Annotated in this window: 39 protein-coding genes; 2 read left to right on the top strand and 37 right to left on the bottom strand. The window is 41.0% G+C overall.

What is annotated here, in order from left to right; translation table 11 throughout:
* Positions 1 to 12: 12 nt before the first annotated feature.
* The 36 genes from rpsM to mnmA form a co-directional block, all read right to left on the bottom strand.
* Positions 13 to 378 carry a 30S ribosomal protein S13 gene (gene rpsM / locus ACLNCS_RS07510; protein WP_004251117.1) on the bottom strand — a complete coding sequence of 122 codons (366 nt, stop codon included), beginning with the start codon at positions 376 to 378 and terminating at the stop codon, positions 13 to 15.
* A 17-nt stretch (positions 379 to 395) separates the two neighbouring features.
* Positions 396 to 512, bottom strand: a complete 117-nt coding sequence (gene rpmJ, locus ACLNCS_RS07505) for a 50S ribosomal protein L36 (RefSeq protein WP_001808836.1) — start codon at positions 510 to 512, stop codon at positions 396 to 398.
* 24 nt (positions 513 to 536) lie between these two features.
* Entirely contained in the window at positions 537 to 755 is a 219-nt protein-coding gene (infA, locus tag ACLNCS_RS07500; RefSeq protein WP_001029883.1) for a translation initiation factor IF-1, read from the bottom strand.
* Between the two features lie 117 nt (positions 756 to 872).
* Complete coding sequence (locus ACLNCS_RS07495) at positions 873 to 1,511, bottom strand: adenylate kinase (RefSeq protein WP_004251114.1); 639 nt, start codon at positions 1,509 to 1,511, stop codon at positions 873 to 875.
* Positions 1,512 to 1,666: 155 nt separating this feature from the next.
* A complete protein-coding gene (secY, locus tag ACLNCS_RS07490; RefSeq protein WP_004251112.1) occupies positions 1,667 to 2,977 on the bottom strand; it encodes a preprotein translocase subunit SecY in 1,311 nt (436 codons plus the stop codon).
* 12 nt (positions 2,978 to 2,989) lie between these two features.
* Positions 2,990 to 3,430 carry a 50S ribosomal protein L15 gene (gene rplO / locus ACLNCS_RS07485; RefSeq protein WP_006154715.1) on the bottom strand — a complete coding sequence of 147 codons (441 nt, stop codon included), beginning with the start codon at positions 3,428 to 3,430 and terminating at the stop codon, positions 2,990 to 2,992.
* Between the two features lie 145 nt (positions 3,431 to 3,575).
* Positions 3,576 to 3,758, bottom strand: coding sequence for a 50S ribosomal protein L30 (gene rpmD, locus ACLNCS_RS07480; protein WP_000057241.1), 183 nt, complete (start codon positions 3,756 to 3,758; stop codon positions 3,576 to 3,578).
* 13 nt (positions 3,759 to 3,771) lie between these two features.
* Positions 3,772 to 4,266 (bottom strand): 30S ribosomal protein S5, encoded by a 495-nt coding sequence (gene rpsE, locus ACLNCS_RS07475; RefSeq protein ID WP_004251100.1) that lies wholly within the window; start codon positions 4,264 to 4,266, stop codon positions 3,772 to 3,774.
* A 17-nt stretch (positions 4,267 to 4,283) separates the two neighbouring features.
* Entirely contained in the window at positions 4,284 to 4,640 is a 357-nt protein-coding gene (rplR, locus tag ACLNCS_RS07470) for a 50S ribosomal protein L18 (RefSeq protein ID WP_004251098.1), read from the bottom strand.
* Between the two features lie 83 nt (positions 4,641 to 4,723).
* On the bottom strand, positions 4,724 to 5,260 hold the full coding sequence (gene rplF / locus ACLNCS_RS07465; RefSeq protein ID WP_004251096.1) for a 50S ribosomal protein L6: 537 nt from the start codon (positions 5,258 to 5,260) through the stop codon (positions 4,724 to 4,726).
* Positions 5,261 to 5,485: 225 nt separating this feature from the next.
* Entirely contained in the window at positions 5,486 to 5,884 is a 399-nt protein-coding gene (gene rpsH / locus ACLNCS_RS07460) for a 30S ribosomal protein S8 (RefSeq protein ID WP_004251095.1), read from the bottom strand.
* A gap of 284 nt (positions 5,885 to 6,168) precedes the next feature.
* On the bottom strand, positions 6,169 to 6,354 hold the full coding sequence (locus ACLNCS_RS07455; RefSeq protein WP_001085699.1) for a type Z 30S ribosomal protein S14: 186 nt from the start codon (positions 6,352 to 6,354) through the stop codon (positions 6,169 to 6,171).
* A 17-nt stretch (positions 6,355 to 6,371) separates the two neighbouring features.
* Positions 6,372 to 6,914 carry a 50S ribosomal protein L5 gene (rplE, locus tag ACLNCS_RS07450; protein WP_000013542.1) on the bottom strand — a complete coding sequence of 181 codons (543 nt, stop codon included), beginning with the start codon at positions 6,912 to 6,914 and terminating at the stop codon, positions 6,372 to 6,374.
* 23 nt (positions 6,915 to 6,937) lie between these two features.
* Positions 6,938 to 7,243 (bottom strand): 50S ribosomal protein L24, encoded by a 306-nt coding sequence (rplX, locus tag ACLNCS_RS07445; RefSeq protein WP_000497691.1) that lies wholly within the window; start codon positions 7,241 to 7,243, stop codon positions 6,938 to 6,940.
* A gap of 72 nt (positions 7,244 to 7,315) precedes the next feature.
* On the bottom strand, positions 7,316 to 7,684 hold the full coding sequence (rplN, locus tag ACLNCS_RS07440; protein WP_424848043.1) for a 50S ribosomal protein L14: 369 nt from the start codon (positions 7,682 to 7,684) through the stop codon (positions 7,316 to 7,318).
* Between the two features lie 25 nt (positions 7,685 to 7,709).
* A complete protein-coding gene (gene rpsQ, locus ACLNCS_RS07435) occupies positions 7,710 to 7,970 on the bottom strand; it encodes a 30S ribosomal protein S17 (RefSeq protein ID WP_000440801.1) in 261 nt (86 codons plus the stop codon).
* A gap of 24 nt (positions 7,971 to 7,994) precedes the next feature.
* Positions 7,995 to 8,201, bottom strand: a complete 207-nt coding sequence (rpmC, locus tag ACLNCS_RS07430) for a 50S ribosomal protein L29 (RefSeq protein WP_000772918.1) — start codon at positions 8,199 to 8,201, stop codon at positions 7,995 to 7,997.
* 9 nt (positions 8,202 to 8,210) lie between these two features.
* A complete protein-coding gene (rplP, locus tag ACLNCS_RS07425; RefSeq protein ID WP_002928793.1) occupies positions 8,211 to 8,624 on the bottom strand; it encodes a 50S ribosomal protein L16 in 414 nt (137 codons plus the stop codon).
* 3 nt (positions 8,625 to 8,627) lie between these two features.
* Positions 8,628 to 9,281 carry a 30S ribosomal protein S3 gene (gene rpsC / locus ACLNCS_RS07420; RefSeq protein ID WP_000529936.1) on the bottom strand — a complete coding sequence of 218 codons (654 nt, stop codon included), beginning with the start codon at positions 9,279 to 9,281 and terminating at the stop codon, positions 8,628 to 8,630.
* A gap of 12 nt (positions 9,282 to 9,293) precedes the next feature.
* Positions 9,294 to 9,638 (bottom strand): 50S ribosomal protein L22, encoded by a 345-nt coding sequence (rplV, locus tag ACLNCS_RS07415; protein WP_000818137.1) that lies wholly within the window; start codon positions 9,636 to 9,638, stop codon positions 9,294 to 9,296.
* An 11-nt stretch (positions 9,639 to 9,649) separates the two neighbouring features.
* Positions 9,650 to 9,931 carry a 30S ribosomal protein S19 gene (gene rpsS, locus ACLNCS_RS07410; RefSeq protein ID WP_000533766.1) on the bottom strand — a complete coding sequence of 94 codons (282 nt, stop codon included), beginning with the start codon at positions 9,929 to 9,931 and terminating at the stop codon, positions 9,650 to 9,652.
* A gap of 102 nt (positions 9,932 to 10,033) precedes the next feature.
* Positions 10,034 to 10,867, bottom strand: a complete 834-nt coding sequence (rplB, locus tag ACLNCS_RS07405) for a 50S ribosomal protein L2 (RefSeq protein ID WP_000512910.1) — start codon at positions 10,865 to 10,867, stop codon at positions 10,034 to 10,036.
* A gap of 17 nt (positions 10,868 to 10,884) precedes the next feature.
* Positions 10,885 to 11,181, bottom strand: a complete 297-nt coding sequence (locus ACLNCS_RS07400) for a 50S ribosomal protein L23 (protein WP_424848040.1) — start codon at positions 11,179 to 11,181, stop codon at positions 10,885 to 10,887.
* Complete coding sequence (gene rplD / locus ACLNCS_RS07395; protein ID WP_000024549.1) at positions 11,181 to 11,804, bottom strand: 50S ribosomal protein L4; 624 nt, start codon at positions 11,802 to 11,804, stop codon at positions 11,181 to 11,183. The genes ACLNCS_RS07400 and rplD overlap by 1 nt, the downstream gene beginning before the upstream one ends.
* 24 nt (positions 11,805 to 11,828) lie before the next feature.
* Positions 11,829 to 12,455, bottom strand: a complete 627-nt coding sequence (gene rplC / locus ACLNCS_RS07390; protein WP_004251088.1) for a 50S ribosomal protein L3 — start codon at positions 12,453 to 12,455, stop codon at positions 11,829 to 11,831.
* 82 nt (positions 12,456 to 12,537) lie between these two features.
* Positions 12,538 to 12,846, bottom strand: coding sequence for a 30S ribosomal protein S10 (gene rpsJ, locus ACLNCS_RS07385; RefSeq protein ID WP_001284511.1), 309 nt, complete (start codon positions 12,844 to 12,846; stop codon positions 12,538 to 12,540).
* A gap of 265 nt (positions 12,847 to 13,111) precedes the next feature.
* Positions 13,112 to 13,735: a uridine kinase family protein gene (locus tag ACLNCS_RS07380; protein WP_004251086.1), complete on the bottom strand. Its 624-nt coding sequence runs from the start codon at positions 13,733 to 13,735 to the stop codon at positions 13,112 to 13,114.
* Positions 13,732 to 14,328 (bottom strand): anaerobic ribonucleoside-triphosphate reductase activating protein, encoded by a 597-nt coding sequence (gene nrdG / locus ACLNCS_RS07375; RefSeq protein ID WP_004251085.1) that lies wholly within the window; start codon positions 14,326 to 14,328, stop codon positions 13,732 to 13,734. The genes ACLNCS_RS07380 and nrdG overlap by 4 nt, the downstream gene beginning before the upstream one ends.
* A gap of 5 nt (positions 14,329 to 14,333) precedes the next feature.
* Positions 14,334 to 14,834, bottom strand: a complete 501-nt coding sequence (locus tag ACLNCS_RS07370; protein WP_004251074.1) for a GNAT family N-acetyltransferase — start codon at positions 14,832 to 14,834, stop codon at positions 14,334 to 14,336.
* 38 nt (positions 14,835 to 14,872) lie between these two features.
* Positions 14,873 to 15,013 carry a hypothetical protein gene (locus ACLNCS_RS07365; RefSeq protein WP_000521611.1) on the bottom strand — a complete coding sequence of 47 codons (141 nt, stop codon included), beginning with the start codon at positions 15,011 to 15,013 and terminating at the stop codon, positions 14,873 to 14,875.
* Between the two features lie 11 nt (positions 15,014 to 15,024).
* Positions 15,025 to 17,232 carry an anaerobic ribonucleoside-triphosphate reductase gene (nrdD, locus tag ACLNCS_RS07360; protein WP_070677873.1) on the bottom strand — a complete coding sequence of 736 codons (2,208 nt, stop codon included), beginning with the start codon at positions 17,230 to 17,232 and terminating at the stop codon, positions 15,025 to 15,027.
* 125 nt (positions 17,233 to 17,357) lie between these two features.
* On the bottom strand, positions 17,358 to 18,911 hold the full coding sequence (locus ACLNCS_RS07355; protein ID WP_424848036.1) for a damage-inducible protein CinA: 1,554 nt from the start codon (positions 18,909 to 18,911) through the stop codon (positions 17,358 to 17,360).
* A 44-nt stretch (positions 18,912 to 18,955) separates the two neighbouring features.
* A complete protein-coding gene (locus ACLNCS_RS07350) occupies positions 18,956 to 19,090 on the bottom strand; it encodes a hypothetical protein (RefSeq protein WP_024054483.1) in 135 nt (44 codons plus the stop codon).
* Between the two features lie 87 nt (positions 19,091 to 19,177).
* Positions 19,178 to 21,094, bottom strand: a complete 1,917-nt coding sequence (gene mnmG / locus ACLNCS_RS07345) for a tRNA uridine-5-carboxymethylaminomethyl(34) synthesis enzyme MnmG (protein WP_424848034.1) — start codon at positions 21,092 to 21,094, stop codon at positions 19,178 to 19,180.
* Between the two features lie 8 nt (positions 21,095 to 21,102).
* Positions 21,103 to 21,558, bottom strand: coding sequence for an NUDIX hydrolase (locus tag ACLNCS_RS07340; RefSeq protein ID WP_070677840.1), 456 nt, complete (start codon positions 21,556 to 21,558; stop codon positions 21,103 to 21,105).
* Positions 21,559 to 21,697: 139 nt separating this feature from the next.
* Positions 21,698 to 22,819, bottom strand: a complete 1,122-nt coding sequence (gene mnmA / locus ACLNCS_RS07335; protein WP_070677838.1) for a tRNA 2-thiouridine(34) synthase MnmA — start codon at positions 22,817 to 22,819, stop codon at positions 21,698 to 21,700.
* Positions 22,820 to 23,123: 304 nt separating this feature from the next.
* Here mnmA and ACLNCS_RS07330 point away from each other — a divergent pair, with 304 nt between their 5' ends.
* Positions 23,124 to 23,915 carry a hypothetical protein gene (locus tag ACLNCS_RS07330; RefSeq protein ID WP_070677872.1) on the top strand — a complete coding sequence of 264 codons (792 nt, stop codon included), beginning with the start codon at positions 23,124 to 23,126 and terminating at the stop codon, positions 23,913 to 23,915.
* A gap of 159 nt (positions 23,916 to 24,074) precedes the next feature.
* Here the strand turns inward: ACLNCS_RS07330 and ACLNCS_RS07325 are convergent, their stop codons facing one another.
* Positions 24,075 to 24,719, bottom strand: coding sequence for a LysM peptidoglycan-binding domain-containing protein (locus tag ACLNCS_RS07325; RefSeq protein WP_049494420.1), 645 nt, complete (start codon positions 24,717 to 24,719; stop codon positions 24,075 to 24,077).
* Positions 24,720 to 24,959: 240 nt separating this feature from the next.
* Between ACLNCS_RS07325 and sdaAB the strand changes: the two genes are divergently transcribed.
* The gene (gene sdaAB, locus ACLNCS_RS07320; protein ID WP_004251057.1) at positions 24,960 to 25,631 is read left to right on the top strand and encodes an L-serine ammonia-lyase, iron-sulfur-dependent subunit beta; all 672 of its coding nucleotides are present in this window, start codon (positions 24,960 to 24,962) and stop codon (positions 25,629 to 25,631) included.
* Positions 25,632 to 25,638: the final 7 nt, after the last annotated feature.

The raw sequence follows: 25,638 nt of genomic DNA, 5'->3' as shown, positions 1-25,638 counted from the left end.
TTACCTCCTATATTATTTTTTCTTACCAGCAATCGCAACAGCTTTACCTTTACGAGTGCGAGCGTTGTTTTTAGTATTTTGTCCACGGACAGGAAGTCCACGACGGTGACGGATACCACGGTATGAACCGATTTCCATCAAACGTTTGATGTTCAAGTTCACTTCACGACGAAGGTCACCTTCAACTTTAATTGCATCCACTTCACGACGGATAGCATCTTCTTGATCTGATGTAAGGTCACGAACACGAATATCTTCTGAAACTCCAGCAGCTGCCAAAATCTTTTGAGATGTTGCAAGTCCGATACCATAGACATAAGTCAATGAGATAACTACGCGTTTGTCATTTGGAATATCAACTCCAGCAATACGAGCCATGTTTTCTCCTTTCTATCTTATCCTTGACGTTGTTTGTGTTTTGGATTTGCTGGGCAAATTACCATAACACGACCATTACGACGAATTACTTTACAGTATTCGCAAATTGGTTTGACCGATGGTCTTACTTTCATTTCTTATCCCTCCAAGTTTTTCGATTATTTAAAGCGGTAAGTGATACGTCCACGTGTCAAGTCATATGGACTCATTTCAACAGTAACACGATCTCCCGCTAAAATACGAATATAGTTTTTACGAATTTTACCAGAAACTGTTGCTAAAATCTGATGTCCATTTTCAAGTTCAACCGTAAACATTGCATTCGGCATCGTATCGACTACTTTGCCTTCAACTTCAATCACATCGTCTTTTGCCACGCAAAAGTACCTCCCTAAATTTCGATTTGATGCCTCTAGACACAGAGACAACAATTATAAGTCAGACTAACTCAGTATAACATTTGTCAAGACATTTTGCAAGCCTGAAAAACGCTTTTATTTCAAATTTGTCAATACCTTTTCGATATCTTTAAAGACATCATTGATATCTTGGTTGCCTTCGATATCATGTACTAGACCTTTAGCACGATAGTGAGCAATGATTGGTTCACCTTGAGCGATATTGACATCCAAACGACGTTTTACTGTCTCAGGTTTATCATCCTCACGTTGGTAGTAATCTTCCTCTTTGTAATCAACTGGTGGGTTGAATACTTTATGGAAAGTTTCGCCAGTTTCACGGTGAATGATACGACCACTCAAACGTTCAAGTAGGCAAGATGGATCTACTTCGATGTTGATAACACCTTCAAGTTTAATTCCAAGTTCAGCCAATGTTTTATCTAAGGCATGAGCTTGCTCAATTGTACGTGGGTATCCATCCAACAAGAAACCAGTTTCTTTAATATCATCTTGAGAAAGACGTTCTTTAACAATTCCATTTGTAACTTCATCTGGAACCAATTCGCCTTTATCGATATAAGACTTAGCTAATACACCCATTTCAGTTTGGTTAGCCATTGCTGCACGGAACATGTCACCTGTTGAGATGTGGGCAACGTGAAACTGTTCAACAATTTTCGCTGCTTGTGTCCCTTTACCTGCACCAGGTAAACCCATAATCAAAAGATTCATGATTCAAACTCCTTTTTTGTATTTAAATAGAAGCAAAAATTCATTTCAACTCCTATTTAAAAACAAAATAGAAGAGAGGAGATAAAAATCTGACAATGTCTTTGATTTTTACACTCCACTCTCTGAGCAATAGTGAATTTTATTTTCTATTACAATTATTCTGTTGTATCTAAGAAACCAACATACTTACGTTTCAATAGATAACCTTCCAATTGTTTAATTCCTTCGATACCTGTAGAGATAATGATTAGCAAACTTGTTCCCCCAAAAGCGACAACTTCTGAAAGACCAAATAAATCTTTAGCTACAATAGGTAAGATAGAAATCACACCTAGGAAGATTGATCCGACTGTTGCGAGACGACGAAGAAGTTTTGACATATATTCTTCTGTCCCTTTACCAGGACGGACACCATGGATATAAGCTCCACTCTTTTGTAAATTTTCTGCTGCTTTCTCTGGATTGATCTGTACAAATGTATAGAAGAATGTAAAGAGAATAATCAACAGAGCATACAAAGCAACACCTGTTGGGGTTGAAGTAGATACCAACTCTTGAGCTGTTTTTACCCATTCCCAATTAAGGCCAGACGCACTTACGAATTGTAAAATTGCTGCCGGTGCTGCTGTAATAGAGCTAGCAAAGATAACCGGGATAACCCCAGCAGGGTTAATCTTCAATGGAAGATAGGAGCTTGACGGCGCACCTTGAGCTACCTTTGTATACTGAATTGGAATCTTGTATTTAGCTTGTTCAACGTAAGTTGTAAAGTATACAATTAACAAAACAGCAATGATTAAGATGGCAACGAAAATGAGAGACGATGTCAATCGACTACTTGGTACATTGACAAAGTAGTCCACGTAGATGCCCTTAACCATGTCAGGAATTGAAGCAACAATCCCTGCAAAGATAATCATTGAAACACCATTACCATATCCCTTATCTGTGATTTGCTCTCCCAGCCAGGTTACAATCATGCTACCTGCTGTTAAGATCCCTCCAATCACAAGGAAAACTTGTGGTGTAAGTGGTACAGTCAAAAGTTTAGCTCCAGACAGAGCGTTAAATCCAGCAGTAATACCGACTGATTGAACAAATGCAAGCACTAGTGCAATGTATCGAGTCGCTTGGTTTAACTTTCTACGGCCAACTTCCCCTTGTTTGCCCCACTCCACAAACTTTGGTAATAAATCCATTTGCAAAAGTTGGACGACGATTGAGGCTGTAATGTAAGGGCTAACTCCAAGAGCAAAAACTGAAAAGTTTTTCATGGCATTCCCTGACACCAAGCTCAACATATTCAAGAAGGATAGTCCACTCAAAGCGTTCAAGCTATTTGCATTTACCCACGGTACAGTAATACTAGTACCGATACGAAAAACAAATACGATAAAAATTGTAAATAAAATCTTTGATCGAACTTGCTTAACTTTGAGTGCTTCTCTCAATAATTTAAAAAACATAGGTCACCTCACTTAGATGACTTCAACTGAACCACCTTTAGCAGTGATAGCTTCTTCAGCTGATTTAGAGAATTTAGCAGCTTTAACAGTCAACTTCTTAGTCAACTCACCGTTACCAAGAATCTTGATACCTGATTTTTCAGCTTTAACAATTCCTGATTCTACAAGTACCACTGGAGTTACTTCAGCACCATCATCAAAGGCGTTCAATTGGTCAAGGTTAACAATCGCATATTCTTTAGCGTTGATGTTAGTAAATCCACGTTTTGGAAGACGACGGAACAATGGAGTTTGTCCACCTTCGAAACCAAGGCGTACTCCGCCACCGCTACGAGCTTTTTGACCTTTTTGACCACGACCAGATGTTTTGCCGTTACCTGATGAAGTACCACGACCAACACGGTTACGAGTTTTACGAGAACCTTCTGCAGGTTTCAATTCATGAAGTTTCATTATATATTTTCTCCTCTTTTGTAAAATGCTAGCGCCGATAAGAGAGAAAAGGTTGTCTCTCCTATCAACTCGCCTATACTGAGTCATCTAAGATGACTATATCTAGTTTTAGGGGATGGTCTTATGCACATCCCCTAAAATTTTATTAGTTTACTTCTTCAACTGTTACCAAGTGAGATACTGCAGTGATCATACCACGGATAGCAGCATTATCTTCTTTAATAACAGAGCTGTTCAATTTGCCAAGTCCAAGTGCTACAACAGTTTTACGTTGTGATGGAATGCGTCCGATTGGAGACTTAGTCAAAGTAATTTTAATTTGAGCCATTTTATCCCCTTTCTTATGCCAAATCAGAAACTGAAATACCACGAAGGGCAGCAACTTCTTCAGCGCGTTTCAATTGTTTCAAACCTTCAACAGTTGCGCGAACAATGTTGATTGGAGTGTTAGAGCCAAGTGATTTAGATGTAATATCTGCCACACCTGCCAATTCCACAACGGCACGAACTGCACCACCTGCGGCAACTCCAGAACCTTCTACAGCTGGTTTCAACAATACTTTAGCTCCACCAAATTCTGAAAGAACTTCATGTGGGATTGTTGTTCCAACCATAGGAACTTCGATCAAGTTTTTCTTAGCATCTTCTACTGCTTTGCGGATTGCTTCTGGAACTTCTTGAGCTTTACCAGTACCAAATCCTACACGACCATTGCGGTCACCAACAACTACAAGAGCTGCGAAACGAAGACGACGTCCACCCTTAACAACTTTTGTAACACGGTTAACAGCAACTACGCGTTCTTCAAGTTCTACTGCATTGTCTTTAAATGCCATTTTCTAGTGTCCTCCTATTAGAATTTCAATCCGTTTTCACGAGCTGCATCAGCCAAAGCTTTCACACGTCCGTGATATAGATATCCACCGCGGTCGAACACCACTTCTGAAATACCTTTAGCACTTGCACGTTCTGCAACGAGTTTACCGACAGCAACGGCTTGTTCAGTTTTAGTTCCTTTTGAAACTTCTTTGTCAAGAGTTGAAGCACTTGCGAGCGTTACACCCGCTACGTCATCAATCACTTGAGCGTAGATGCCTGTATTAGAACGGAATACGTTCAAACGTGGGCGATCAGCAGTTCCAGAGAGTTTTCCGCGAACGCGACGGTGGCGTTTTTGGCGGAGTTTGTTTTTATCTGGTTTAGAAATCACAGTTTTCACCTCTTTAATTTTAAATCGTGTGCTATGCACAAAGTTGGTAATGAGGTTGGTGGTTGAAAATCAACCACTCAACATTATTTACCAGTTTTACCTTCTTTAAGACGAACATATTCGCCAACGTAACGGATACCTTTACCTTTGTATGGTTCTGGTGAACGAAGGCTACGTACGTAAGCAGCTGTTTGACCAACTTTTTCTTTTGAAATTCCGCTGATAACGATAGTCGTTGGGTTTGGAAGTTCGAAAGTAATTCCTGCTGGAGCTTCAACTTCATCTGGATGTGATTTACCAACAGCCAAAACAAGTTTGTTTCCTTGAAGTTGAGCACGGTAACCAACCCCACGCATTTCAAGTTCTTTCTTGAATCCTTCTGAAACACCAATAACCATGTTGTTCAAAAGTGCACGAGTAGTTCCGTGGATAGTTTTCATTTCTTTTGAATCGTTTGGACGGTGAAGAGTTACTTCAGTACCTTCCACACGGATTTCAATATCTTTTGAGAACTCACGAGTAAGTTCTCCTTTAGGTCCTTTTACAGTTACAACGTTGTCATTGTTAGTGAGTTCAACACCAGCAGGCAACACGATAACTTTATTACCAATACGTGACATGTTTTTATTCTCCTGTTAAATTGTCAGGCCATAAAGGCCAGTTTTCACGGGGTTTAAGATACTTGTTTAGTTCAAGAGCTGAACTGAACACGCTCTAAGAACTGTGTATCTTGATTTGAGTTCGAGCTAAGAATTTGGTGAAAAAGATAAGTTTGTCTTGGAGCATCGCTCCTGCTACAAACTTCCTATTTTCACTGCATTCTTTTAACGCTCTCACATCATCAATTACCAAACGTAAGCGATAACTTCCCCACCAACATTCTTTTGGCGAGCTTCTTTATCAGTAAGCAAACCTTCTGAAGTTGAAAGGATAGCAATTCCAAGGCCGTTAAGTACTTTTGGAAGATCTTCACGTTTTTTGTAGACACGAAGTCCTGGTTTAGAAACGCGTTTCAAGTTAGTGATAACTCGTTCACCGTTTGCTCCGTATTTAAGGAATACACGGATGATGCCTTGTTTGTCATCTTCGATGATTTCTACGTTCTTAACAAAACCTTCGCGTTTAAGGATTTCAGCAATCCCTTTTTTGATGTTTGATGCAGGCACTTCAAGTACTTCGTGTTTTGCTTGGTTAGCGTTACGAATACGAGTTAGGAAGTCTGCGATTGGGTCAGTCATAACCATTTTATTTTTCTCCTCTTACTAGTAGTTTGCAAGTTGCACTTGCTAGTTAATACATGATACAGAGAGCGTAACAGCTAGAGCAAAAATAGGCAATTTGATGCAGGAGCGATGCTCCAAAGAAAATTGGTCTTTTTTGCCAAAGCTGTAGCTCGTGTTCAAATTGGCGGGCCCAACTGAACCCGGGCTAAACTCTGCGCGAAAAAGATAAACTTTCCTAGAAACTAAAGTTTCTTCGTCAAATTTCCTATTTTCACTTAGAGTTTTGACGCCCTTGATATCTTAAATTACCAAGATGCTTTTGTTACACCAGGGATTTGACCTTTATATGCCAATTCACGGAAGCAAACACGGCAAAGTTTAAACTTGCGGTAAACTGAGTGTGGACGTCCACAACGTTCACAGCGAGTGTATGCTTGAGTAGAGAACTTCGCTGGGCGTTTGTTCTTAGCAATCATAGATTTTTTAGCCATTAGTTATACCTCCTATATTATTTTGCAAAAGGCATTCCAAGGCCTGTAAGCAATGCACGTGACTCTTCGTCAGTGTTAGCAGTAGTAACGATAACGATGTCAAGACCACGAGTTTTGTCAACGTCATCAAAGTTGATTTCTGGGAAAATCAATTGCTCTTTCACACCAAGTGTGTAGTTTCCGCGTCCGTCAAATGATTTTGTTGGAACACCGTGGAAGTCACGTACACGTGGAAGTGATACTGAAACCAATTTATCCAAGAATTCGTACATACGTTCACCACGAAGGGTAACTTTTGCACCGATCGCAACACCTTCACGAAGACGGAAGCCGGCGATAGATTTTTTAGCTTTAGTGATAAGTGGTTTTTGACCTGAGATAAGCGCCAATTCTTCAGCAGCTTTTTCAAGACTTTTAGCGTTTGATACTGCTTCACCAACACCCATGTTCAAAACGATCTTATCCACTTTAGGAACAGCCATCACTGATGAGTAGTTAAATTGTTCTGTCAAAGCAGGAACTACTTCATTAAGATATTTTTCTTTTAAACGATTTGCCATTATACTTCTCCTTTCCTTCGTGATTAATCAAGCACTTCGCCTGATTTTTTGTTGTAGCGAACTTTTTTACCGTCTACAAATTTGTAACCAACACGACCAGCTACACCATTTTTGTCCAAAACTTGAACGTTTGATACGTGGATAGCTGCTTCCTTCTCGATGATACCACCTTGAGGAAGTTCGTTAGTTGGACGTTGGTGTTTCTTAACGATGTTAACACCTTCAACGATAACTTTGTTTACTTTTGGAAGGGCAGTAAGGACAACAGCTTCTGTTCCCTTATCTTTACCAGCGATTACGCGAACTTTGTCGCCTTTTTTTACAAACATTTTTTTCTCCTTTTATTCTTACGCCCAATGGGCACCCTGGCTAAGCCAGGGGACTGTGTTTGTTTTTATTGATTAAAGTACTTCTGGAGCAAGTGACACGATCTTCATGAAGCCACCTTCACGCAATTCACGTGCAACTGGGCCAAAGATACGTGTTCCGCGAGGAGTTTTGTCGTCACGGATGATAACTGCTGCGTTTTCGTCAAATTTGATGTATGAACCATCAACACGACGAGCACCTGATTTAGTACGAACGATAACTGCTTTAACAACGTCACCTTTTTTAACCGCACCACCAGGAGTAGCTTGTTTTACAGATGCCACAATAACATCACCGATGTTTGCAAATTTACGTCCTGAACCACCAAGAACTTTGATAGTCAAGATTTCGCGAGCACCGCTGTTGTCTGCGACTTTCAAACGAGTTTCTGTTTGAATCATTTCAGTTTTCTCCTTTCAGGTTTGATTAGATGATTACCGCTTCTTCAACAACTTCTACAAGACGGAAACGTTTTGTAGCTGAAAGCGGGCGAGTTTCCATGATACGTACGATATCGCCTTCTTTGGCAACATTGTTTTCATCATGTGCTTTGTATTTTTTAGAGTAGTTAATACGTTTACCATAGACTGGGTGGTTACGTTTTGTTTCAACTACAACTGTGATTGTCTTGTCCATTTTGTCAGATACAACACGTCCAACAAGAACTTTACGATTATTGCGTTCCATTGAAATTTCTCCTTCCCTAGTCTATTATTTCGCTTCAGATTGAACTGTTTTGATACGAGCGATTTGTTTTTTAACTTCTTTCAAGCGAGCTGTTTGTTCTAATTGACCAGTAGCAGCTTGGAAACGAAGTTCGAACAATTCTTTTTTCAATTCGTTTTCGCGCTTCGCGAGTTCTTCTTGAGAAAGACCACGAAGTTCTTTAACAAATTCTTTTACTTCATTAAGTTTCATGCCTTCTCCTTATTCTGCTTCACGTTTTACGAATTTACATTTAACTGGCAATTTGTGGCTTGCAAGACGAAGCGCTTCGCGAGCAACTTCTTCAGATACACCAGCAACTTCAAACATTACTTTACCACGTTTAACTGGTGCTACCCAACCTTCAGGTGCCCCTTTACCAGATCCCATACGAACCCCGATAGCTTTAGCTGTGTAAGATTTGTGTGGGAAGATTTTAATCCAAACTTTACCACCACGTTTCATGTAACGAGTCATGGCGATACGAGCAGCTTCGATTTGGCGGTTAGTGATCCAGTGGCTAGTTGTAGCTTGAAGACCGTATTCACCGAATGCTACTTCTTTCCCACCTTTAGCTTCACCGCGCATTTTACCACGGAATTCACGACGGTGTTTAACACGTTTAGGTACTAACATTGGTTATTTACCTCCTTTAGTGTTTTTACGAGCTGGAAGAACTTCACCACGGTAGATCCATACTTTAACACCAAGTTTACCGTATGTAGTATCTGCTTCTTCCCAAGCGTAATCGATATCTGCGCGAAGTGTGTGAAGTGGAACTGTTCCTTCAGAGTATCCTTCAGCACGGGCAATATCTGCACCGTTCAAACGACCTGATACTTGAGTTTTAATTCCTTTAGCTCCAGCACGCATAGCACGTTGGATTGCTTGTTTTTGTGCACGACGGAAAGCAACACGTTGCTCCAATTGACGAGCAATTCCTTCACCAACAAGGTGAGCATCCAAATCAGGTTGTTTGATTTCGATGATGTTGATGTGTACTTGTTTTCCAGTCAATTTGTTAAGTTTTGCACGGAGTGCATCAACGTTAGCACCACCTTTACCGATAACCATACCTGGTTTAGCAGTGTGAAGTGAAACGTTAACTTTGTTTACTGCGCGTTCGATTTCAATAGTTGAAACTGCTGCGTCAGCAAGTTCTTTTTGAACGAATTTACGGATTGCAAGATCTTCATGAAGGTAATCCGCGTATTCTTTTTCAGCATACCATTTGGCATCCCAATCACGGATGATGCCGACACGCATACCAATTGGATGTACTTTTTGACCCACGATTTTACCTCCTTATTTTTCTGCAACAGCTACAGTGATGTGAGCTGTACGTTTGTTGATTGGTGAAGCTGAACCCTTCGCACGTGGACGGAAACGTTTCATAGTTGGTCCTTCGTTTGCGAATGCTTCAGATACTACCAAGTTAGCTTTATCCAAACCAAAGTTGTTTTCAGCGTTAGCTACAGCTGAGTTCAAAACTTTCAAGATGATTTCAGCAGCTTTGTTTGGAGTGAATGTCAAAATTGCGATTGCATCGGCTACACTTTTACCACGGATGTTGTCAAGAACAAGACGTGATTTACGAGGTGAAACACGTACTGTGCGAGCCATTGCTTTAGCTGAAGTAATTTCTGCCATTTATGTTCTCCTTATTTTCTACGTGTCTTCTTGTCGTCTGCGGCGTGACCTTTGTAAGTACGAGTTGGTGCAAATTCACCAAGCTTGTGACCTACCATGTCTTCTTGGATGTAAACAGGTACGTGTTTACGTCCATCATAAACTGCGATAGTGTAACCAATGAAACTTGGGAAGATCGTTGAACGACGTGACCAAGTTTTGATAACTTTTTTCTTTTCGTCGTTAGCTTGAGCTTCAACTTTTTTCATCAAATGCTCATCGACGAAAGGTCCTTTTTTAAGACTGCGTCCCATTTTTATATTTTCTCCTTTAAATATAGTACCACAGCGGCTTGCGCTCTCAACGAGCGCTACCGAGCTGGCGGATTATCTAGCGCTTAAGCGACTAATTTTAAATTATTTCTCGTTGCGACGACGAACGATAAGTTTGTCAGATTTCGCTTTCTTGTTACGAGTTTTAAGACCAAGAGCAGGTTTGCCCCATGGAGTTGATGGTGCTTTACGACCAACTGGTGCTTTACCTTCACCACCACCGTGTGGGTGATCGTTAGGGTTCATTACAGAACCACGAACTGTTGGGCGGATACCTTTCCAACGGCTACGTCCTGCTTTACCAAGGTTTACAAGTCCATGTTGTTCGTTTCCGACAACACCAACTGTTGCACGACAAGTTCCAAGAATCATACGAACTTCACCTGATTGAAGACGAACAAGAACGTACTTACCTTCTTGACCCAATACTTGAGCAGAAGCTCCAGCAGCACGTACCAATTCTCCACCACGACCTGGTTTCAATTCGATGTTGTGGATCAAAGTACCAACTGGGATGTTAGCAAGTGGAAGAGCGTTTCCGACTTTGATATCTGCTTCTGGACCTGAAACGATACGTTGACCTACTTCAAGACCTTTTGGAGCGATGATGTATGCTTTCACACCGTCAGTGTAGTGTACAAGAGCGATGTTTGCAGAACGGTTTGGATCGTACTCGATAGTTTTAACAACTGCTTCAACGTTGTCTTTGTTACGTTTAAAGTCAACCAAACGGTAGAAACGTTTGTGTCCACCACCTTGGTGACGAACTGTGATACGACCGTTGTTGTTACGACCAGCCTTGCTCTTCAATGCAACAAGCAATGATTTTTCAGGAGTGCTTGTTGTGATTTCAGCGAAATCCAAAGAAGTCATATTACGGCGACCGTTTGTTGTTGGTTTATAAACACGAATTCCCACGATATTTCCTCCTTAGATTATTCAGTATCAGCTGCAAACAACTCGATTGCTTTTGAATCAGCTGTAAGAGTGATGATAGCTTTTTTAGTTTTGTTAGTAAAACCAGTGTAACGTCCAACACGTTTAGCTTTAGGTTTTACGTTGATTGTGTTAACATTTGCAACTTTAACACCTTCGAAAGCAGCTTCAACAGCTTGCTTGATCAAAAGTTTGTGTGCACGAGTGTCAACTTCAAATACATATTTCCCTGCTTCAAGTTGAGCCATTGAGCTTTCAGTGATAACAGGTTTTTTGATAACATCATACAAATTCATTATGCAAGAACCTCCTCGATTTTAGAGATAGCTGCTTGAGTAACAAGAAGTTTGTCACTATTTGCGATGTCAAGAACACTTGCAGTTGTAGCAGTCGCAACTTTCACGTTTGGAAGGTTACGAGCTGAGAGAGCTGCGAATTCGTTTCCTTCTTCAAGAATAACAAGGACTTTAGAATCGATGCTCAAAGCTGCAAGAACTTTTGCAAATTCAGCAGTTTTTGGAGCTGTAAATTCAAGAGAATCAACGGCTACAAATTTGTTTTCAGCAACTTTCTCTGAGTAAACAGATTTAAGCGCAAGGCGACGAACTTTTTGAGGAAGTTTGTACGCATAGCTACGTGGAGTTGGTCCGAAGACGATTCCACCACCACGCCATTGTGGAGAGCGGATAGAACCTTGACGAGCACGTCCAGTTCCTTTTTGACGCCATGGTTTGCGTCCGCCACCTGAAACAGCTGAGCGGTTTTTAACTGCGTGAGTTCCTTGACGAAGGCTAGCACGTTGGCTGATGATCACATCAAACACAACAGATTGGTTTGGTTCGATACCAAAGATTGCATCGTTAAGAACAACTTCGCCCGCTTGTTTACCAGTTTGGTCGAATAATGTTACATTTGCCATTTTGACTGTATTCCCCTTTCCTTATTATTTACCAGCTTTAACTGCTGACTTGATAGTGATAAGAGATTTCTTAGCACCTGGTACGTTACCTTTGATAAGGATAACGTTCTTTTCTGGAACAACTTGTACAACTTCAAGGTTTTGAATTGTTACGCGGTCGCCACCCATACGTCCTGCAAGGTTTTTACCTTTGAATACGCGGTTAGGTGCAACAGGTCCCATAGAACCTGGACGACGGTGGTAACGAGAACCGTGAGCCATAGGTCCACGTGATTGTCCGTGGCGTTTGATAACACCTTGGAAACCTTTACCTTTAGATGTACCAGTTACATCAACAATGTCTCCAGCTGCGAAAGTTTCAACTGTGATTTCAGCACCAACTTCCAAGCCTTCAACGTTTTTGAATTCACGAATGAAGCGCTTAGGAGCCGTGTTAGCTTTTGCTACATGTCCTTTAGCAGGTTTGTTGCTCAATACTTCGCGTTTGTCATCGAAACCAACTTGGATAGCGTTGTAACCATCTGTTTCAACAGTTTTAACTTGAAGAACAACGTTTGGAGTTGCTTCGATAACTGTTACAGGGATCAATTCGCCAGCTTCAGTGAAGATTTGAGTCATTCCCACTTTTTTCCCTAAGATTCCTTTTGTCATGAGAAAATAGTTCCTTTTCTATATTTTTTATTCAAAAAGTTTTTAACGAGCGTTTTTTATGCTCAAGGTTTCAAACTTTAGATTAAAGTTTGATTTCTACGTTTACACCACTTGGAAGATCCAATTTCATCAAAGCGTCAACTGTTTTTTGAGTTGGGTTGATGATATCGATCAAACGTTTGTGTGTACGCATTTCGAATTGTTCGCGAGAGTCTTTATATTTGTGAGTCGCACGAATAATTGTGTAGAGGCTACGTTCAGTTGGAAGTGGGATTGGACCTGCAACTTCTGCACCTGTGCGAGTAGCTGATTCTACGATTTTAGCAGCCGCTGTGTCAAGCGTACGGTGTTCGTAAGCTTTCAAACGGATACGGATTTTTTTGTTTGCCATCTTTTTCTCCTTTTCGTCTATTTAAGATAATAGGCTAGCTCCACAAGAAAACCGACGCGCGTTGCGTGGCAATGCAACCGAGCGTGTCGCAACCTCTTGCATCAAAGCTAAGGCTGTAATTTACAGCACCATAATAGAATAACACAAAGCCCCTGCGATTGCAAGGGATTTGACAGGATTTTTTTAATTTTTCGAATGAAACTGTTTTCTTATCGCTCCTTATCTCAAATAAGCATAAATGAAGAGCGAATTTTTATTTTTTCTTCTATATAATATTCGTTTTGATCTGAAATTTATCATTTGATTGATTTATCAAGATATCCGCTTTTGACTCGGTTTCTTTATAGTATTGCAGATACTGTTCTCGTCTCATTTGCTGACTAGCCAATATAAAGGACGCATCGCGATTTCTCACAGTCGTATCTCGAGCTAGACGCCTCTTTAATTCTGTCTCTTCATTCGTGTAGAAACAGACAGTTTTGTCAAAGAGTTCCTTGGGTAGAAAACCCACAGACATCCCTTCGACTATCAGAATTGGTTTAGAACCAGACAAGATTTCACTAGCTTTCCAAGGTTCTTCGATTGTCAAGACATCCATACCCGCCTGCAGGGCGAGAATATCTCTCTGCAAACTTGCCAGTTCATGCGCCACTGGCAGACAGGCTGTCACCTTTTGATCAGGTGCTTGCTTTGGTACTACCAGGTGACGTTCTGAGGTGATATAGGGATCTGTTTCTAGCAAATTTACTGTAGTAGAATCTAGGGCTTGATACAATTCCTGAGCGAAGGTTGATTTCCCTGAAGCCCCATGACCGTAAATACCCAGCGTTTTTACTTTTCCGGACTCTATTTCTGATACTAGTCTTTCTATTAAGTCTTTTTTCTTCATTCTCTCTTCACCTGTTCATAGCTTTGCTTCCCATCATTAAGCTTGTCCCAAATAACTACTTTTCCACTTTGCATAGATTTTTGTACATCGATAATTCGTTGATTGGAAGAGCCACGGAATTGAAGCATGAGATTACGCTTGCTTTTATCATACCGTCCATCAACCAAGATATCAATCATTGACAAGAGCTCCAGTTTATCAGGTGTCTCCAACATCATCTCTTCCCATGTGTATCCCGTCCAAGACCAGATATCTTTTTCTGGCAATTCTTTCCGGATACGTTTCACGAGCGGCAAGAGGATTCCTGTATTTAGGAAGGGTTCTCCTCCTAATAAAGTCAAGCCTTGAACATAGGGTTGGGCTAGGTCTACTATGATTTGCTCTTCCAACTCTGGGGTATAAGGTATGCCTGCATTAAAGGACCAGGTCGCAACATTATAACAGCCCTCACAGTGAAACATGCAACCTGCTACATAGAGAGAATTGCGCACCCCCTCTCCATCGACAAAGTTAAAAGCCTTATAGTCAATGATGCGCCCCTGACTGAGTTCTTCACTTTTCCACTCGCCTGGTTTTGGTGTATTCCATGTCATGCTTTCTACTCCAAGTCTATCCAATAGCGCTCCGTTCCATTTCGAACATCCTCCAACTCCCCACCATTAGCTAAGATAACAGCTCGGCTTGCTGGATTTTCTGTGCTACAAGTCACTAAAGCTCGTTTAATATTTTTTCCCTTAGCAACTTGTAGACCTTGTCGGAGGGATTCTTTCGCATAATCCTTACCTCTTTCAGATGGACGAATAGAGTAGCCAATGTGGCCAGCATAATTCAGCAAGCCCTCATTCAGTCTTAATCGCAGATTCAAAAACCCTAAAGCACAACCTACATCATCAAATGATACAAATTGAATAGAAGGAACCCAGTTTTCAGGAATATTGAGTCCCGCTTCCGCTTGAAGATTTTCTTCTAACCACTCTTCATAAACAAAATTCTCAGCATCCCAAAATCCGCCATCGTGGGCTGATTGAGTCTGTTCAAACTCTGCCATCATCTCTAAAACTGTTTCTTTATCTGCCAATCTTGGTCTGCGTAGTTCCATATTCCCCTCCCCGCTATAAGAAAAGCGAGAGGCAACTCTCACTTTTTCTTGTTCTTGTTTAAAAATTGTTCTCTAAGGCTAGCTACTCGGTCTTTTTTATTGACTCCACCCTTTGAATGTTTTTCGTGGAATCGTTGAACCAAGGCCTTGCCTTTATCATCTAATTGATATTTTCCCATGCTATCTCTTTCTAATTTCTTACTTCATGTCCTGCTGTTTTGATAGTAGAACCGTTCATGTGTTTGACACGCGCAGCAATTTCCTTGTGGCGTCCATTAACCATCGGACGCGCTTGTGGGTTCCCAAGATAGCCACAGGTCCGTTTAACCACATCTACTGTTTTAGGATCGTTATTTCCACAGTTAGGACAAGCAAATCCTCTCTCAGTAGGTTCAAAATCTCCTTCAAAATCACACTTGTAGCAACGGTCAATCGGAGTATTGGTTCCTAGATAACCTACACGGTCATAAGCATAGTCCCACACAGCTTCCAAGGCCTTTGGGTTTTGTTGGAGAACAGGATACTCGCAGTAGTGGATAAAGCCACCTGATGCACCTGCTTCTGGATAAACCTTTTCAAAATCTAGTTTTTCAAAAGGAGTTGGATTTTTACGCACATCATAATGGAAGGAATTTGTGTAGTATTCTTTATCAGTAATGTCTGGAATAGAGCCAAATTTCTCTGTATCCAAGCGGCAGAAGCGGTCTGTCAGACTTTCAGATGGTGTTGAATAAATAGAGAAATGATACCCATATTGGTCTGACCACTCTTCCACTCGATGTTTCATATCTCGAATGATATTAAGGGTGAATTCTTTAGCTTCTGGATTAGTTTCCCAATTGTTGCCAAAGAATACTGTCGCTACTTCATAAAGTCCAATGTAGCCAAGCGAAACAGTCGCACGACGGTTCTTAAAGAGCTCGTCAACTCTTTCTTCTTTACCAAGACGACGTCCGAAGGCACCATATTGATAAAGAATTGGTGCATTAGCTGGAGTGGCTTCCTTGGTTCTTTCCACACGGTAAACCAAGGCATCTTCCGCGATATTCATACGCTCATTGAAGATTTCCCAGAACTTGTTCAGGTCGCCTTCGGATTCAAGTGCGATACGAGGAAGATTAACCGTCACGACCCCTAGATTCATACGGCCCGAATTGACTTCTACTCCATTTTCATCCTTCCATCCTTGAAGGAATGAACGACATCCCATCGGAACCTTGAAAGAACCTGTCAACTCGACAATCTTATCATAAGACAAGACATCTGGGTACATGCGCTTGGTTGCACACTCAAGAGCCAACTGTTTGATGTCGTAGTTAGGAGAGCCTTCCTCTAAGTTGAGTCCTCTTTTTAGCGTAAAGATGAGTTTAGGGAAGATGGCTGTTCGATGTTCCGAACCAAGCCCCTTGATACGAATGTTCAGGATTGCCTTTTGAATTTCACGTTCAAAACGACTGGTTCCTAGACCGAAACCAAGAGAGGTAAATGGCGTTTGCCCATTTGATGTAAAGAGGGTATTAATCTCGTACTCTAGAGATTGCATGGCATCGTAGATGTCTTTTTGGGTTTTCTTCCAGGCATATTCTTGGCGCTTATCAGGCAGAACCCATTCCTCCGCATCTTTGAGGTGCTTTTGGTAATTTTTCTCTGCATAAGGAGCCAATACTTCATCGATACGGTCAGCTGAACAGCCCCCATACTGGCTAGAAGCAACGTTTGCGATGATTTGTGAAATCTGCGCTGTCGCAGTCTGGATAGATTTGGGACTCTCTACCTCAGCATTCCCAATCTTAAAACCATTTTCCAACATGCCCTTGAAATCAATCAAACAGCAGTTGGTCATAGGGGTATAGGGACTGTAGTCCAAATCATGATAGTGGATATCTCCTTTTTGATGGGCATTAGCCACATGTTTAGGAAGCATTTGAAGTCCGATGGATTTCCCAACAATCCCTGCCGTCAAATCACGCTGGGTATTAAAAACATCACTATCCTTATTGGCATTTTCATTGACAACTGCCTGATCTTTATTGAGAAGTTTATGAATACTAAAGTTGATATCTGTCGCTTTTGAGCGCTCAAAATCCCTTTGAGTCCGATAGGTGATATACTCCTCGGCCAAGGCGTATTCTTTAGCTTCCAATAACTCATGTTCTACGATGTTTTGGATTTCATAGATTTTTACACCTTGAGGAAAGCGACTATGAATCTCTTCGACGATACGTTCAACTAGGGTACTAAGTCGCTTTTCAACCAAAGGGGTTACATCCATAACCTTTTCAGCTGCCTTATGAAGCGCTTTGTCAATCTTGTCTACATCAAAAATTACACGTCTGCCGTCACGTTTTTCGACGAATAAAGTCGGATCAGGGACAGCCTTCTCTTCCAATACAATCATATCCATACCCTTTTCTTAAATATAATATTGATTCTAAAAAGTATTATATCACTAAAAAAATAAAAATCAATATCTTGTGTTAAAAAATAAAAATTTTTTAAAATTACACAAGATATTGATAGTTTTTATTTTAATTTATAGAGTTTAAAATCTTTGAATTCACTTTGAACCGCTTGATAATTTTCAGCTAAGAGCTGCTCAACTTCTGTCCATAGACTTGTTTTTGTATTCACTACAATCATCTTTGGTTGATTATCTCTCAGATCATTAACAAGTTTGGTACGATTTTCACCAAGTCCTGTATGCAACCTAGGCGAAAGCAACTGACTCGCAGCTAAACGTTCACTAGCCTTATAACTACTTGTCAGATTATCCCAAACATAGATACGATCTGTAGCTTGAGTTTCCCCTTTGACCTTAGCTTCAATGCTTGTGCGCTCTTGATATTGTTCCGCATGAAGTAAATATCGTGATACTAGAGGGGCTGAAAATAGATAAACGAGAGCCAAAATTGGTAGATAGGCATTTCCTTTTACAAAAACTTCCCATACCGAAGTTTCTTCTCTAGATCTTCTACGACGATTCGCTCCTTCTGGCTTCTCTGTAGGAATTCGTGTCAGAAAAAGAAGCGACAAGAAAGGAAGTAACTCAACCATACGACTACCATTGATAAGATCTGTAGAGAAAATTTCTAAAACTAATACCAAAACAACAGCTATTGCAGCAGTGATTGATAAGACTGATTGCTTCAATGGTTTATATTTGAAGAGACCTGTCAATGCAAACGTCAATGCTCCAAGAGCAATTGCTAACAATCCATAAAAGAGGATATTGTCGAGTAATCCCGAGTTAGACGTAAAGTTTAAACTATCTAATGGATAAAGGATTTGACTAATCGCATTTCCAAAGCTACCTTTATAAGCCGTATAATATCCGATTGGATAAAAGAGAATTGAAAAACCAAGGCCCGCTGCAAAAAATTGGTAGACACCATGAGCCAAATTTTTGCGACCAATATTAAAAGCTGTTACAGCAAAAAACAAGACAAAGGCGTACAAAGTTGTAACCAAAGGTGCAAAGAAAAATGCTAGAGCTAAGCTAGCTCCAATACGGATAAATCCTTTGTCAAGGCTTGGTTCTGCCAAATAAGCTGTTACTAAACTCAAGGAATAGAACAAGAATGGGAGTGCAAGAATAGTTGCATAGCCCCCACCAAAACTAAGAGCACTAGCCAGGACATAAAAGACTGTCAACACTTGTTGCGATTGCTTATTTTGTTCCGTCAGATTGTAAGCCGAACGGAAAAGAAAGAATCCGGCACCTACTAAAGCCAACCAATTAAAGACGGCAAATAAAATACTGCCCTTTGTTAAATACTGTAAAAAGTAATAAAGGAGACCACTAGTTCCAAAATAATCTGTGTAGATATCTCCGCTCTGATGCATAGCCCATCCAATATAAAAATCCTGAGATTGCTCCGGACTTATTAACCCTAAGAAGAAGGGTAAAATTACGGACACAAGGACCACTAGAGTACTCAAAATGAGGATATTCAAAAATGGTAAGCGGGCAGGCTGACGAGTTTCAACCTCGAGTTGCTCCTCATTTTCTACTGGAGCATCCTGACTTCCCATCCAAGTTGGAGTTGGTTCGTCTTCTAATCTGCCATATACGTTCATTCGCTCTCTCCTATATTTTAATTTGTTCTAGTATATCAAAAAGTCTAGTTCTTGTCAGCCTTTGGCGGACGTTCGCTCAACTTTTCAGACAAGGTAACAAAGCGTTCAATCTCATAAAAACGATGATATGAAACTCTTTTATAGCGGTCTAAAAAATTTTTTTCTTCTACTGTCAGCATAGTCATTTCTCCTTTTCTCTTAATTCGAAAAATGAAGAAAAAACTAAAAAAACTGAATTCTCAAAATGAGAATTCAGCTTTTTATTTTTAGTCAGCTTTCTTTTCTAAGTTTTTAGAAATGCTTCGATTTTTACCTTCTAAATACACCATAAGAATGGAAATATCTGCTGGGTTTACACCTGAAATACGGCTAGCTTGCCCGATAGTTTCTGGATTGATGAGCTTGAACTTCTGACGAGCTTCAGTCGCGATAGAGTCAATATCATCCCAGTCAATATTCGCTGGAATCCGTTTTTCTTCCATGCGTTTCATCTTGGCAACCTGATCCATGGCTTTTGAAATGTAGCCTTCGTACTTGATTTCTGTTTCAATCAATTCGATAATCTTGTCATCTAACTCTTCAGAAGCAGGTCCGATGAAGGCTACCACATCTTGGTAAGAAACTTCTGGACGGCGAAGGAATTCCTTGGCTGTCACTGCATCGGTCAACGGCTTGAAGCCCATCTCCTCAACCTTGGCATTGGTTTCCTTGACTGGCTTGAGTTTGATGCTGTCTAGGCGCTTCATCTCATTTTCAAATTGATTTTTCTTGATTTCAAAACGAGCCCAACGTTCATCGTCAACAAGCCCAATCTCGCGCCCCATCTCAGTCAAACGCATATCGGCATTGTCATGACGGAGAATGAGACGGTATTCTGCACGACTGGTCAAGAGACGGTAAGGTTCAATGGTTCCCTTGGTCACCAAGTCATCAATCATAACCCCGATATAACCGTCGCTTCGTTTTAGAATTAACTCAGGCTTACCTTGGATTTTCAGCGCTGCGTTGATACCCGCGATAATCCCTTGACCAGCAGCTTCTTCATATCCAGACGTTCCATTTGTCTGACCCCCAGTGAAAAGTCCTGAGATTTTCTTGGTTTCAAGCGTTGCACGCAATTGATGAGGCAAGACCATGTCGTACTCGATAGCATAACCAGTTCGCATCATCTCTGCATTTTCCAAACCTTTGATGGAATGAACCAAGTCACGTTGGACATCCTCAGGAAGACTGGTTGAAAGTCCTTGGACATAAACTTCTTCTGTGTTTCGTCCTTCTGGCTCAAGGAAAAGCTGGTGGCGTTCCTTGTCCGCAAAACGCACAATCTTGTCCTCAATCGACGGACAGTAACGAGGTCCCACTCCCTTAACCACACCTGTAAACATAGGCGCACGATGGAGGTTGTTTTGGATAATCTCATGACTGGTACCATTGGTATAGGTCAACCAGCACGGCACTTGGTCTTTAACATAATCTTCATCGCGTGAAGTGTAAGAGAAGTGATTTGGTGTTTCATCTCCTGGCTGAATCTCTGTCACATCATAGTTGATAGAGGAAGCCTTGACACGTGGAGGCGTTCCTGTCTTGAAACGACCGATTTCAAGTCCAAGTTCCTTGAGATTGTCAGCTAGGTTAATAGAAGCTAGGCTGTGGTTTGGCCCTGATGAGTACTTGAGATCTCCGATGATGATTTCCCCACGGAGGGCTGTCCCTGTGGTCACGATAACAGCCTTGGCAGCATATTCCTGATGGGTAGCTGTACGAACACCGACAACCTTGCCTTCTTCCACCAAGATCTCATCAATCATAGTTTGACGAAGGGTTAGATTTTCTTGATTTTCAACCGTCTTGCGCATTTCCTTAGAGTAAAGTTCCTTATCAGCCTGCGCACGAAGGGCACGGACAGCTGGTCCCTTCCCAGTGTTGAGCATCTTCATCTGGATGTAACTCTTGTCAATGGTCTTAGCCATTTCGCCACCAAGGGCATCTACCTCACGCACGACAATCCCCTTGGCAGAACCACCAATAGACGGATTACAAGGCATGAAAGCCAACATTTCAATGTTGATAGTCGCAAGCAAGACCTTGCAACCCATACGGCTCGCAGCTAGGGAAGCTTCGACCCCAGCATGTCCCGCACCGATTACAATAATATCGTATTCTTCCGTAAAATTATAAGTCATTTTCTCTCCTATTCTTCAAGGTGAATGTGTCTTAGTTGGCCGTCCCAATCTGGCAGGGCTGTTTTTAAAAAGGCTGGAACTAGTTGGAAATCCTCAAGCTTTTCCAAGTCAATCCACTCACAGGGTTGCCTTTTCTCATCTTCCTGCATGGTCAATGGGGCGTCCTCAAGTAAGTCTACCAGATAATGAAACTCGATGTTGTGATAGGAAACACCGTCCTGTTCAAAACGATTTTCAACCACGAAAGCTAGTGGCCCAGCTTGAGCTTTAACACCCAGTTCTTCCCTCACTTCGCGGACTACCGCGTCTTCCGTGCTTTCATTTACTTGGATCGCACCGCCAATAGTGTAATACTTGCCCTTATCTTTGGTGACTAGGAGCTTGCGGTTTTGAAGAATCAAAGCTGTCGCCCGAACGCCAAAAACCGTATCCCCCACTTTTGTCCGAAAGTCTTGTTGAGTCATGTTGTCCTTTCCTTTAAACGACACAAAAACAGTCAAAACTCGTAAGAAGTGCAGGACAAAAAAGCCTGCAACATCCATGAGCTTTGACCATCATTTCTATTGCTTTTATTATTGTAGCAAATTGAGAACATTTGTCAATCTAAATGTACTGACAAACCTTGCCATCACGGTAAGCATTATCAATCAAACCGCCACCGAGACACTCTTCACCGTCGTAAAAGACAACTGCTTGTCCTGGTGTAATGGCGCGTTGTGGCTCCGCAAAGATGACCTCTGCCTTATCTCCTTTGACATGTACAGTCACTTTAGAGTCAGGCTGACGATAGCGGAATTTAGCCGTGCATTCTAGCGTAAATTCCTCTGGCATATCACGAGTAAAGTGAACCTGACTGGCTTCTAAGCTAGTTGACATAAGCGAATCATGGTAGAAACCTTGGCCTACATAGAGGATATTCTTGCTCAGGTCTTTTCCAACAACGAACCAAGGAGCATTGTCACCGCCGTGTTGTCCACCGATACCGAGTCCGCCACGCTGACCGATCGTATAGTACATCAGACCAGCATGCTCACCCATATCGCGACCATCTACAGTCATCATTCGACCAGGTTGAGCTGGCAAGTAGTTGCTGAGAAATTCTTTAAAGTTCTTTTCTCCAATAAAGCAAATCCCTGTTGAATCTTTCTTCTTAGCAGTCGCAAGGCCTGCTTCTTCTGCTAGTCTGCGAACTTCAGGCTTTTCCAAATGTCCCAATGGGAACATAGTCTTTTGTAATTGTTCTTGTGAAAGTTGACTGAGGAAATAGGTCTGGTCTTTGCCATTGTCCACGCCACGAAGCATGTGAACGATACCATCCTCATCACGCGCCACTCGGGCATAGTGCCCAGTCGCTACATAGTCTGCTCCCAAGGTCATGGCATAGTCCAAAAAGGCCTTAAACTTGATTTCCTTGTTACACATAACGTCTGGATTTGGCGTGCGTCCTGCACGGTATTCCGCTAGGAAATACTCAAAAACGCGGTCCCAGTACTCTTTTTCAAAATTTACAGAGTAGTAAGGAATGCCAAGTTGATCTGCTACCGCAGCCACATCCTTGTAATCTTCGGTCGCCGTACAGACGCCGTTTTCATCTGTGTCGTCCCAGTTCTTCATGAAGATACCGATCACATCGTAGCCCTGTTCTTTGAGCAAGAGAGCCGTCACCGACGAATCAACACCACCACTCATCCCCACGACAACACGTGTCTTAGAGTTATCACTCATGGTATGTCTCCCATCTATTCGTTTATTCACGATTGAAGGTCGTGTTTGCTATCACGATTGAAGGTCGTTTGAGCAGTTTTCATTATAACATGCTTGATTAGAGAAGACAAGGAAGATGCTGACAAACCTAGCCACCTCATTTATAAATACATGAAGATAGGATACAAAAAAGTCAATCCATTCCTAAATCTCTATTCTCTTTAAAAACTTATTTTTAAAATCAACTAAAAATGATATACTTTAATAAGGAGGAATGCGCACATGATTCCATATATACACCATCATCCGTGTGCGTAGAACAAATGTGAACAATTACAAAGATATTCTAAAATCAAAAAATACTATTTTTATTATTACACTTATTGCAGGTATTGGACTTTTGACAGGCTTAGTCCTCCATCAAGAAAAAATCCAAGCAGAGAGAGGGAATGTTGCTCTCATCAAACAACAAAAAAATCAACAAGATGTCGAACAAGTAAAAAACGCCATTAAAGACTTCAATATTGATTCTGAAACCATTATAGAAGATTGGAAAAAAATTCAAGAATTAAAACCAACTACTGATGAAGGCAAAAAGACATTAGCAGACTTTCTCGCTTCTACTGCCGATAAAGTCACAAATCATTATAGTGAAAAAGCTTTGAAATTAGATATAAAGGATTCTGATAGCCATTTTCAAGATAAACAAACACTTGAGACAGCCATCACTTCCTTGCAAAAAATAATAGACATCATTAAAAACATTAATTCTGCCAGCGACCAAGTTGCTCTTGAAGAAAAGACAAAACCAATTCAAGAACTAATCTCTAAATTCCAAAAACAAGTTGAAACCTTGACCAAAAAAGAAGAACAAAAGTCTAACCATACTGAAACGACTAGTAACGTTCAGGGAGTAGAAAACTACAATTCAGAAGATAGCAACTACACTCCAACCTACACTGAATCATATGGAAGCATAAATAATTCTCAAGCACCTGCAACTGAGCAATACTCGTCTGATAGTGCTGGCAGTGAAGGAAATCATAGTGTTGACACACAAGGTCAACCTTCTAATTCTTCCAGTTCTCAAGTAGAGTCTAATAACCACAGTGATTAGACTGAATTTCACGAAACAAACCGTTCATCTTACTAATTCGAGTGAAAAATTCTGTAAACATCATCAGCATTAATGAATCTACCATCACTAATCTCTAAAAAATTGTCTTTCATCAAAAGGCATACAAAAAGAGCCTTTCAAGGCTCTTATTTTTATTTCTTAGTACCAACCGTTGTTAAGCCAGAAGTTCTTAGCAGCTGTCCATGAACCGTAACGTCCTGAAACGTAAGCATCTGCTACACGTTCTTGGTTTTCTGCTGAATAGTCACCGTTCAAGTATGAATCTGTCAATTGGTAACGTCCGATGTAGCGTCCGTTTGTAGCTGTGTAGCTACCACCTGATTCTTTTTGAGCAATCCATTCTTTCGCTTCTGCTTCAGATCCGCTTACAGTCGCAGCTGGTGTTGTGCTCTCTTCTGCTACTGGGGCTGGTGTTGCAGCTGCTGGGGCAGAAGTTTCTTCTACTGCTGGAGTTTCTTCTGCAGTCGCTGGGGCTGGTGTTGAAACCGGAGCTTCAGTATTTGCAGATGGTGCAGGAGTTGTCGTTGCAGGAGTCGCCGCTACTACTGGAGCTTCTCCTTCAATAACTAAAACTTGGTCAACATAGATGAGGTCAACGTTTTTAATGTTGTTCAATTTAGCCAATTTTTCAACTGTTGTGTTGTAAGTCTCAGCAATTTCTGATAGAGTATCTCCAGGTTTAACTGTATAAGTTTTTGATTCTTGTGCAAAAGTAAGTGATGGTGCAAGGAAAGCAAGTACAACTGCAAATCCTGCAAGTTTAGTCTTAATGTTTAATTTCATTTAAAAAAGTTCTCCTTTTTTCTTATACTACCATGATACCTTTCTAATGTTACTATTTGTTAACGAATTTGTGTAGAAATGTTACAAAACTGTGATTTATTTACTTAAAAAAGCCCTTTTTTGTTACAAAACCCTTGTTATTAAAGCTTTTTAATCTTTTTATATATTTCAGAAAGTAATTAAGCACTTACATCTAATCTTTGCTATAATAGAAGTAAGAATCTTTTTAAGGGGAAACAGATGCAATCACTTCGTTTTCAATCTGTCTTTGATATCATTGGACCAGTAATGATTGGGCCATCTAGTAGTCACACTGCAGGAGCTGTTCGTATCGGTAAAATCGTTTCATCTATCTTTGATGATACTCCAACTGAGGTTGAATTCCAGCTTTTTAACTCTTTTGCAAAAACCTATCGTGGACACGGGACAGACCTTGCCCTTGTAGCTGGTATTTTGGGAATGGATACGGATGATCCTGAAATTCCAAATAGTTTAGAAATTGCCCATAAGCGTGGCATTAAAATCGTGTGGACCATCCAAAAGGACAGTAATGCTCCCCACCCAAATACTACGAAAATCACTGTTAAGAACGATCGTAAGACTATCAGCGTAACAGGAATTTCAATCGGCGGTGGAAATATCCAGGTGACAGAATTAAATGGTTTTGCCGTATCTCTCAACATGAACACCCCTACCATCATCATCGTTCATCAGGATGTTCCAGGTATGATTGCTCATGTGACTGAGGCTCTTTCTCGCTTTGGTATCAATATCGCTCAGATGAATGTAACTCGAGAAAAAGCTGGCGAGAAAGCAATCATGATTATTGAAGTTGATAGTCGCAACTGTGAAGAATCTATCGAAGAAATTCGGAAAATTCCTCATTTGCACAATGTCAATTTCTTTCAATAGGAGAAAA

The sequence above is a fragment of the Streptococcus sp. CL9.43 genome (assembly GCF_049737935.1).
Classification (GTDB): Bacteria; Bacillota; Bacilli; order Lactobacillales; family Streptococcaceae; genus Streptococcus; species Streptococcus infantis_I.
This window is presented reverse-complemented; position numbering and strand designations above follow the sequence as displayed.

Coding starts and splice junctions, on each gene's coding strand:
- rpsM (WP_004251117.1), bottom strand. CDS start 378: ATGGCTCGTATTGCTGGAGTTGATATTCCAAATGACAAACGCGTAGTT.
- rpmJ (WP_001808836.1), bottom strand. CDS start 512: ATGAAAGTAAGACCATCGGTCAAACCAATTTGCGAATACTGTAAAGTA.
- ACLNCS_RS07495 (WP_004251114.1), bottom strand. CDS start 1,511: ATGAATCTTTTGATTATGGGTTTACCTGGTGCAGGTAAAGGGACACAA.
- secY (WP_004251112.1), bottom strand. CDS start 2,977: ATGTTTTTTAAATTATTGAGAGAAGCACTCAAAGTTAAGCAAGTTCGA.
- rplO (WP_006154715.1), bottom strand. CDS start 3,430: ATGAAACTTCATGAATTGAAACCTGCAGAAGGTTCTCGTAAAACTCGT.
- rpmD (WP_000057241.1), bottom strand. CDS start 3,758: ATGGCTCAAATTAAAATTACTTTGACTAAGTCTCCAATCGGACGCATT.
- rpsE (WP_004251100.1), bottom strand. CDS start 4,266: ATGGCATTTAAAGACAATGCAGTAGAACTTGAAGAACGCGTAGTTGCT.
- rplF (WP_004251096.1), bottom strand. CDS start 5,260: ATGTCACGTATTGGTAATAAAGTTATCGTGTTGCCTGCTGGTGTTGAA.
- rpsH (WP_004251095.1), bottom strand. CDS start 5,884: ATGGTTATGACTGACCCAATCGCAGACTTCCTAACTCGTATTCGTAAC.
- ACLNCS_RS07455 (WP_001085699.1), bottom strand. CDS start 6,354: ATGGCTAAAAAATCTATGATTGCTAAGAACAAACGCCCAGCGAAGTTC.
- rplE (WP_000013542.1), bottom strand. CDS start 6,914: ATGGCAAATCGTTTAAAAGAAAAATATCTTAATGAAGTAGTTCCTGCT.
- rplX (WP_000497691.1), bottom strand. CDS start 7,243: ATGTTTGTAAAAAAAGGCGACAAAGTTCGCGTAATCGCTGGTAAAGAT.
- rplN (WP_424848043.1), bottom strand. CDS start 7,684: ATGATTCAAACAGAAACTCGTTTGAAAGTCGCAGACAACAGCGGTGCT.
- rpsQ (WP_000440801.1), bottom strand. CDS start 7,970: ATGGAACGCAATAATCGTAAAGTTCTTGTTGGACGTGTTGTATCTGAC.
- rpmC (WP_000772918.1), bottom strand. CDS start 8,201: ATGAAACTTAATGAAGTAAAAGAATTTGTTAAAGAACTTCGTGGTCTT.
- rplP (WP_002928793.1), bottom strand. CDS start 8,624: ATGTTAGTACCTAAACGTGTTAAACACCGTCGTGAATTCCGTGGTAAA.
- rplV (WP_000818137.1), bottom strand. CDS start 9,638: ATGGCAGAAATTACTTCAGCTAAAGCAATGGCTCGCACAGTACGTGTT.
- rpsS (WP_000533766.1), bottom strand. CDS start 9,931: ATGGGACGCAGTCTTAAAAAAGGACCTTTCGTCGATGAGCATTTGATG.
- ACLNCS_RS07400 (WP_424848040.1), bottom strand. CDS start 11,181: ATGAATTTGTATGATGTTATCAAAAAACCTGTTATCACTGAAAGCTCA.
- rplD (WP_000024549.1), bottom strand. CDS start 11,804: ATGGCAAATGTAACATTATTCGACCAAACTGGTAAACAAGCGGGCGAA.
- rplC (WP_004251088.1), bottom strand. CDS start 12,455: ATGACAAAAGGAATCTTAGGGAAAAAAGTGGGAATGACTCAAATCTTC.
- rpsJ (WP_001284511.1), bottom strand. CDS start 12,846: ATGGCAAACAAAAAAATCCGTATCCGTTTGAAAGCTTACGAACACCGT.
- ACLNCS_RS07380 (WP_004251086.1), bottom strand. CDS start 13,735: ATGAAGAAAAAAGACTTAATAGAAAGACTAGTATCAGAAATAGAGTCC.
- nrdG (WP_004251085.1), bottom strand. CDS start 14,328: ATGACATGGAATACACCAAAACCAGGCGAGTGGAAAAGTGAAGAACTC.
- ACLNCS_RS07370 (WP_004251074.1), bottom strand. CDS start 14,834: ATGGAACTACGCAGACCAAGATTGGCAGATAAAGAAACAGTTTTAGAG.
- ACLNCS_RS07365 (WP_000521611.1), bottom strand. CDS start 15,013: ATGGGAAAATATCAATTAGATGATAAAGGCAAGGCCTTGGTTCAACGA.
- nrdD (WP_070677873.1), bottom strand. CDS start 17,232: ATGATTGTATTGGAAGAGAAGGCTGTCCCTGATCCGACTTTATTCGTC.
- ACLNCS_RS07355 (WP_424848036.1), bottom strand. CDS start 18,911: ATGAACGTATATGGCAGATTAGAAGACGAACCAACTCCAACTTGGATG.
- ACLNCS_RS07350 (WP_024054483.1), bottom strand. CDS start 19,090: ATGCTGACAGTAGAAGAAAAAAATTTTTTAGACCGCTATAAAAGAGTT.
- mnmG (WP_424848034.1), bottom strand. CDS start 21,094: ATGACTTATAATTTTACGGAAGAATACGATATTATTGTAATCGGTGCG.
- ACLNCS_RS07340 (WP_070677840.1), bottom strand. CDS start 21,558: ATGACTCAACAAGACTTTCGGACAAAAGTGGGGGATACGGTTTTTGGC.
- mnmA (WP_070677838.1), bottom strand. CDS start 22,819: ATGAGTGATAACTCTAAGACACGTGTTGTCGTGGGGATGAGTGGTGGT.
- ACLNCS_RS07325 (WP_049494420.1), bottom strand. CDS start 24,719: ATGAAATTAAACATTAAGACTAAACTTGCAGGATTTGCAGTTGTACTT.
- sdaAB (WP_004251057.1), top strand. CDS start 24,960: ATGCAATCACTTCGTTTTCAATCTGTCTTTGATATCATTGGACCAGTA.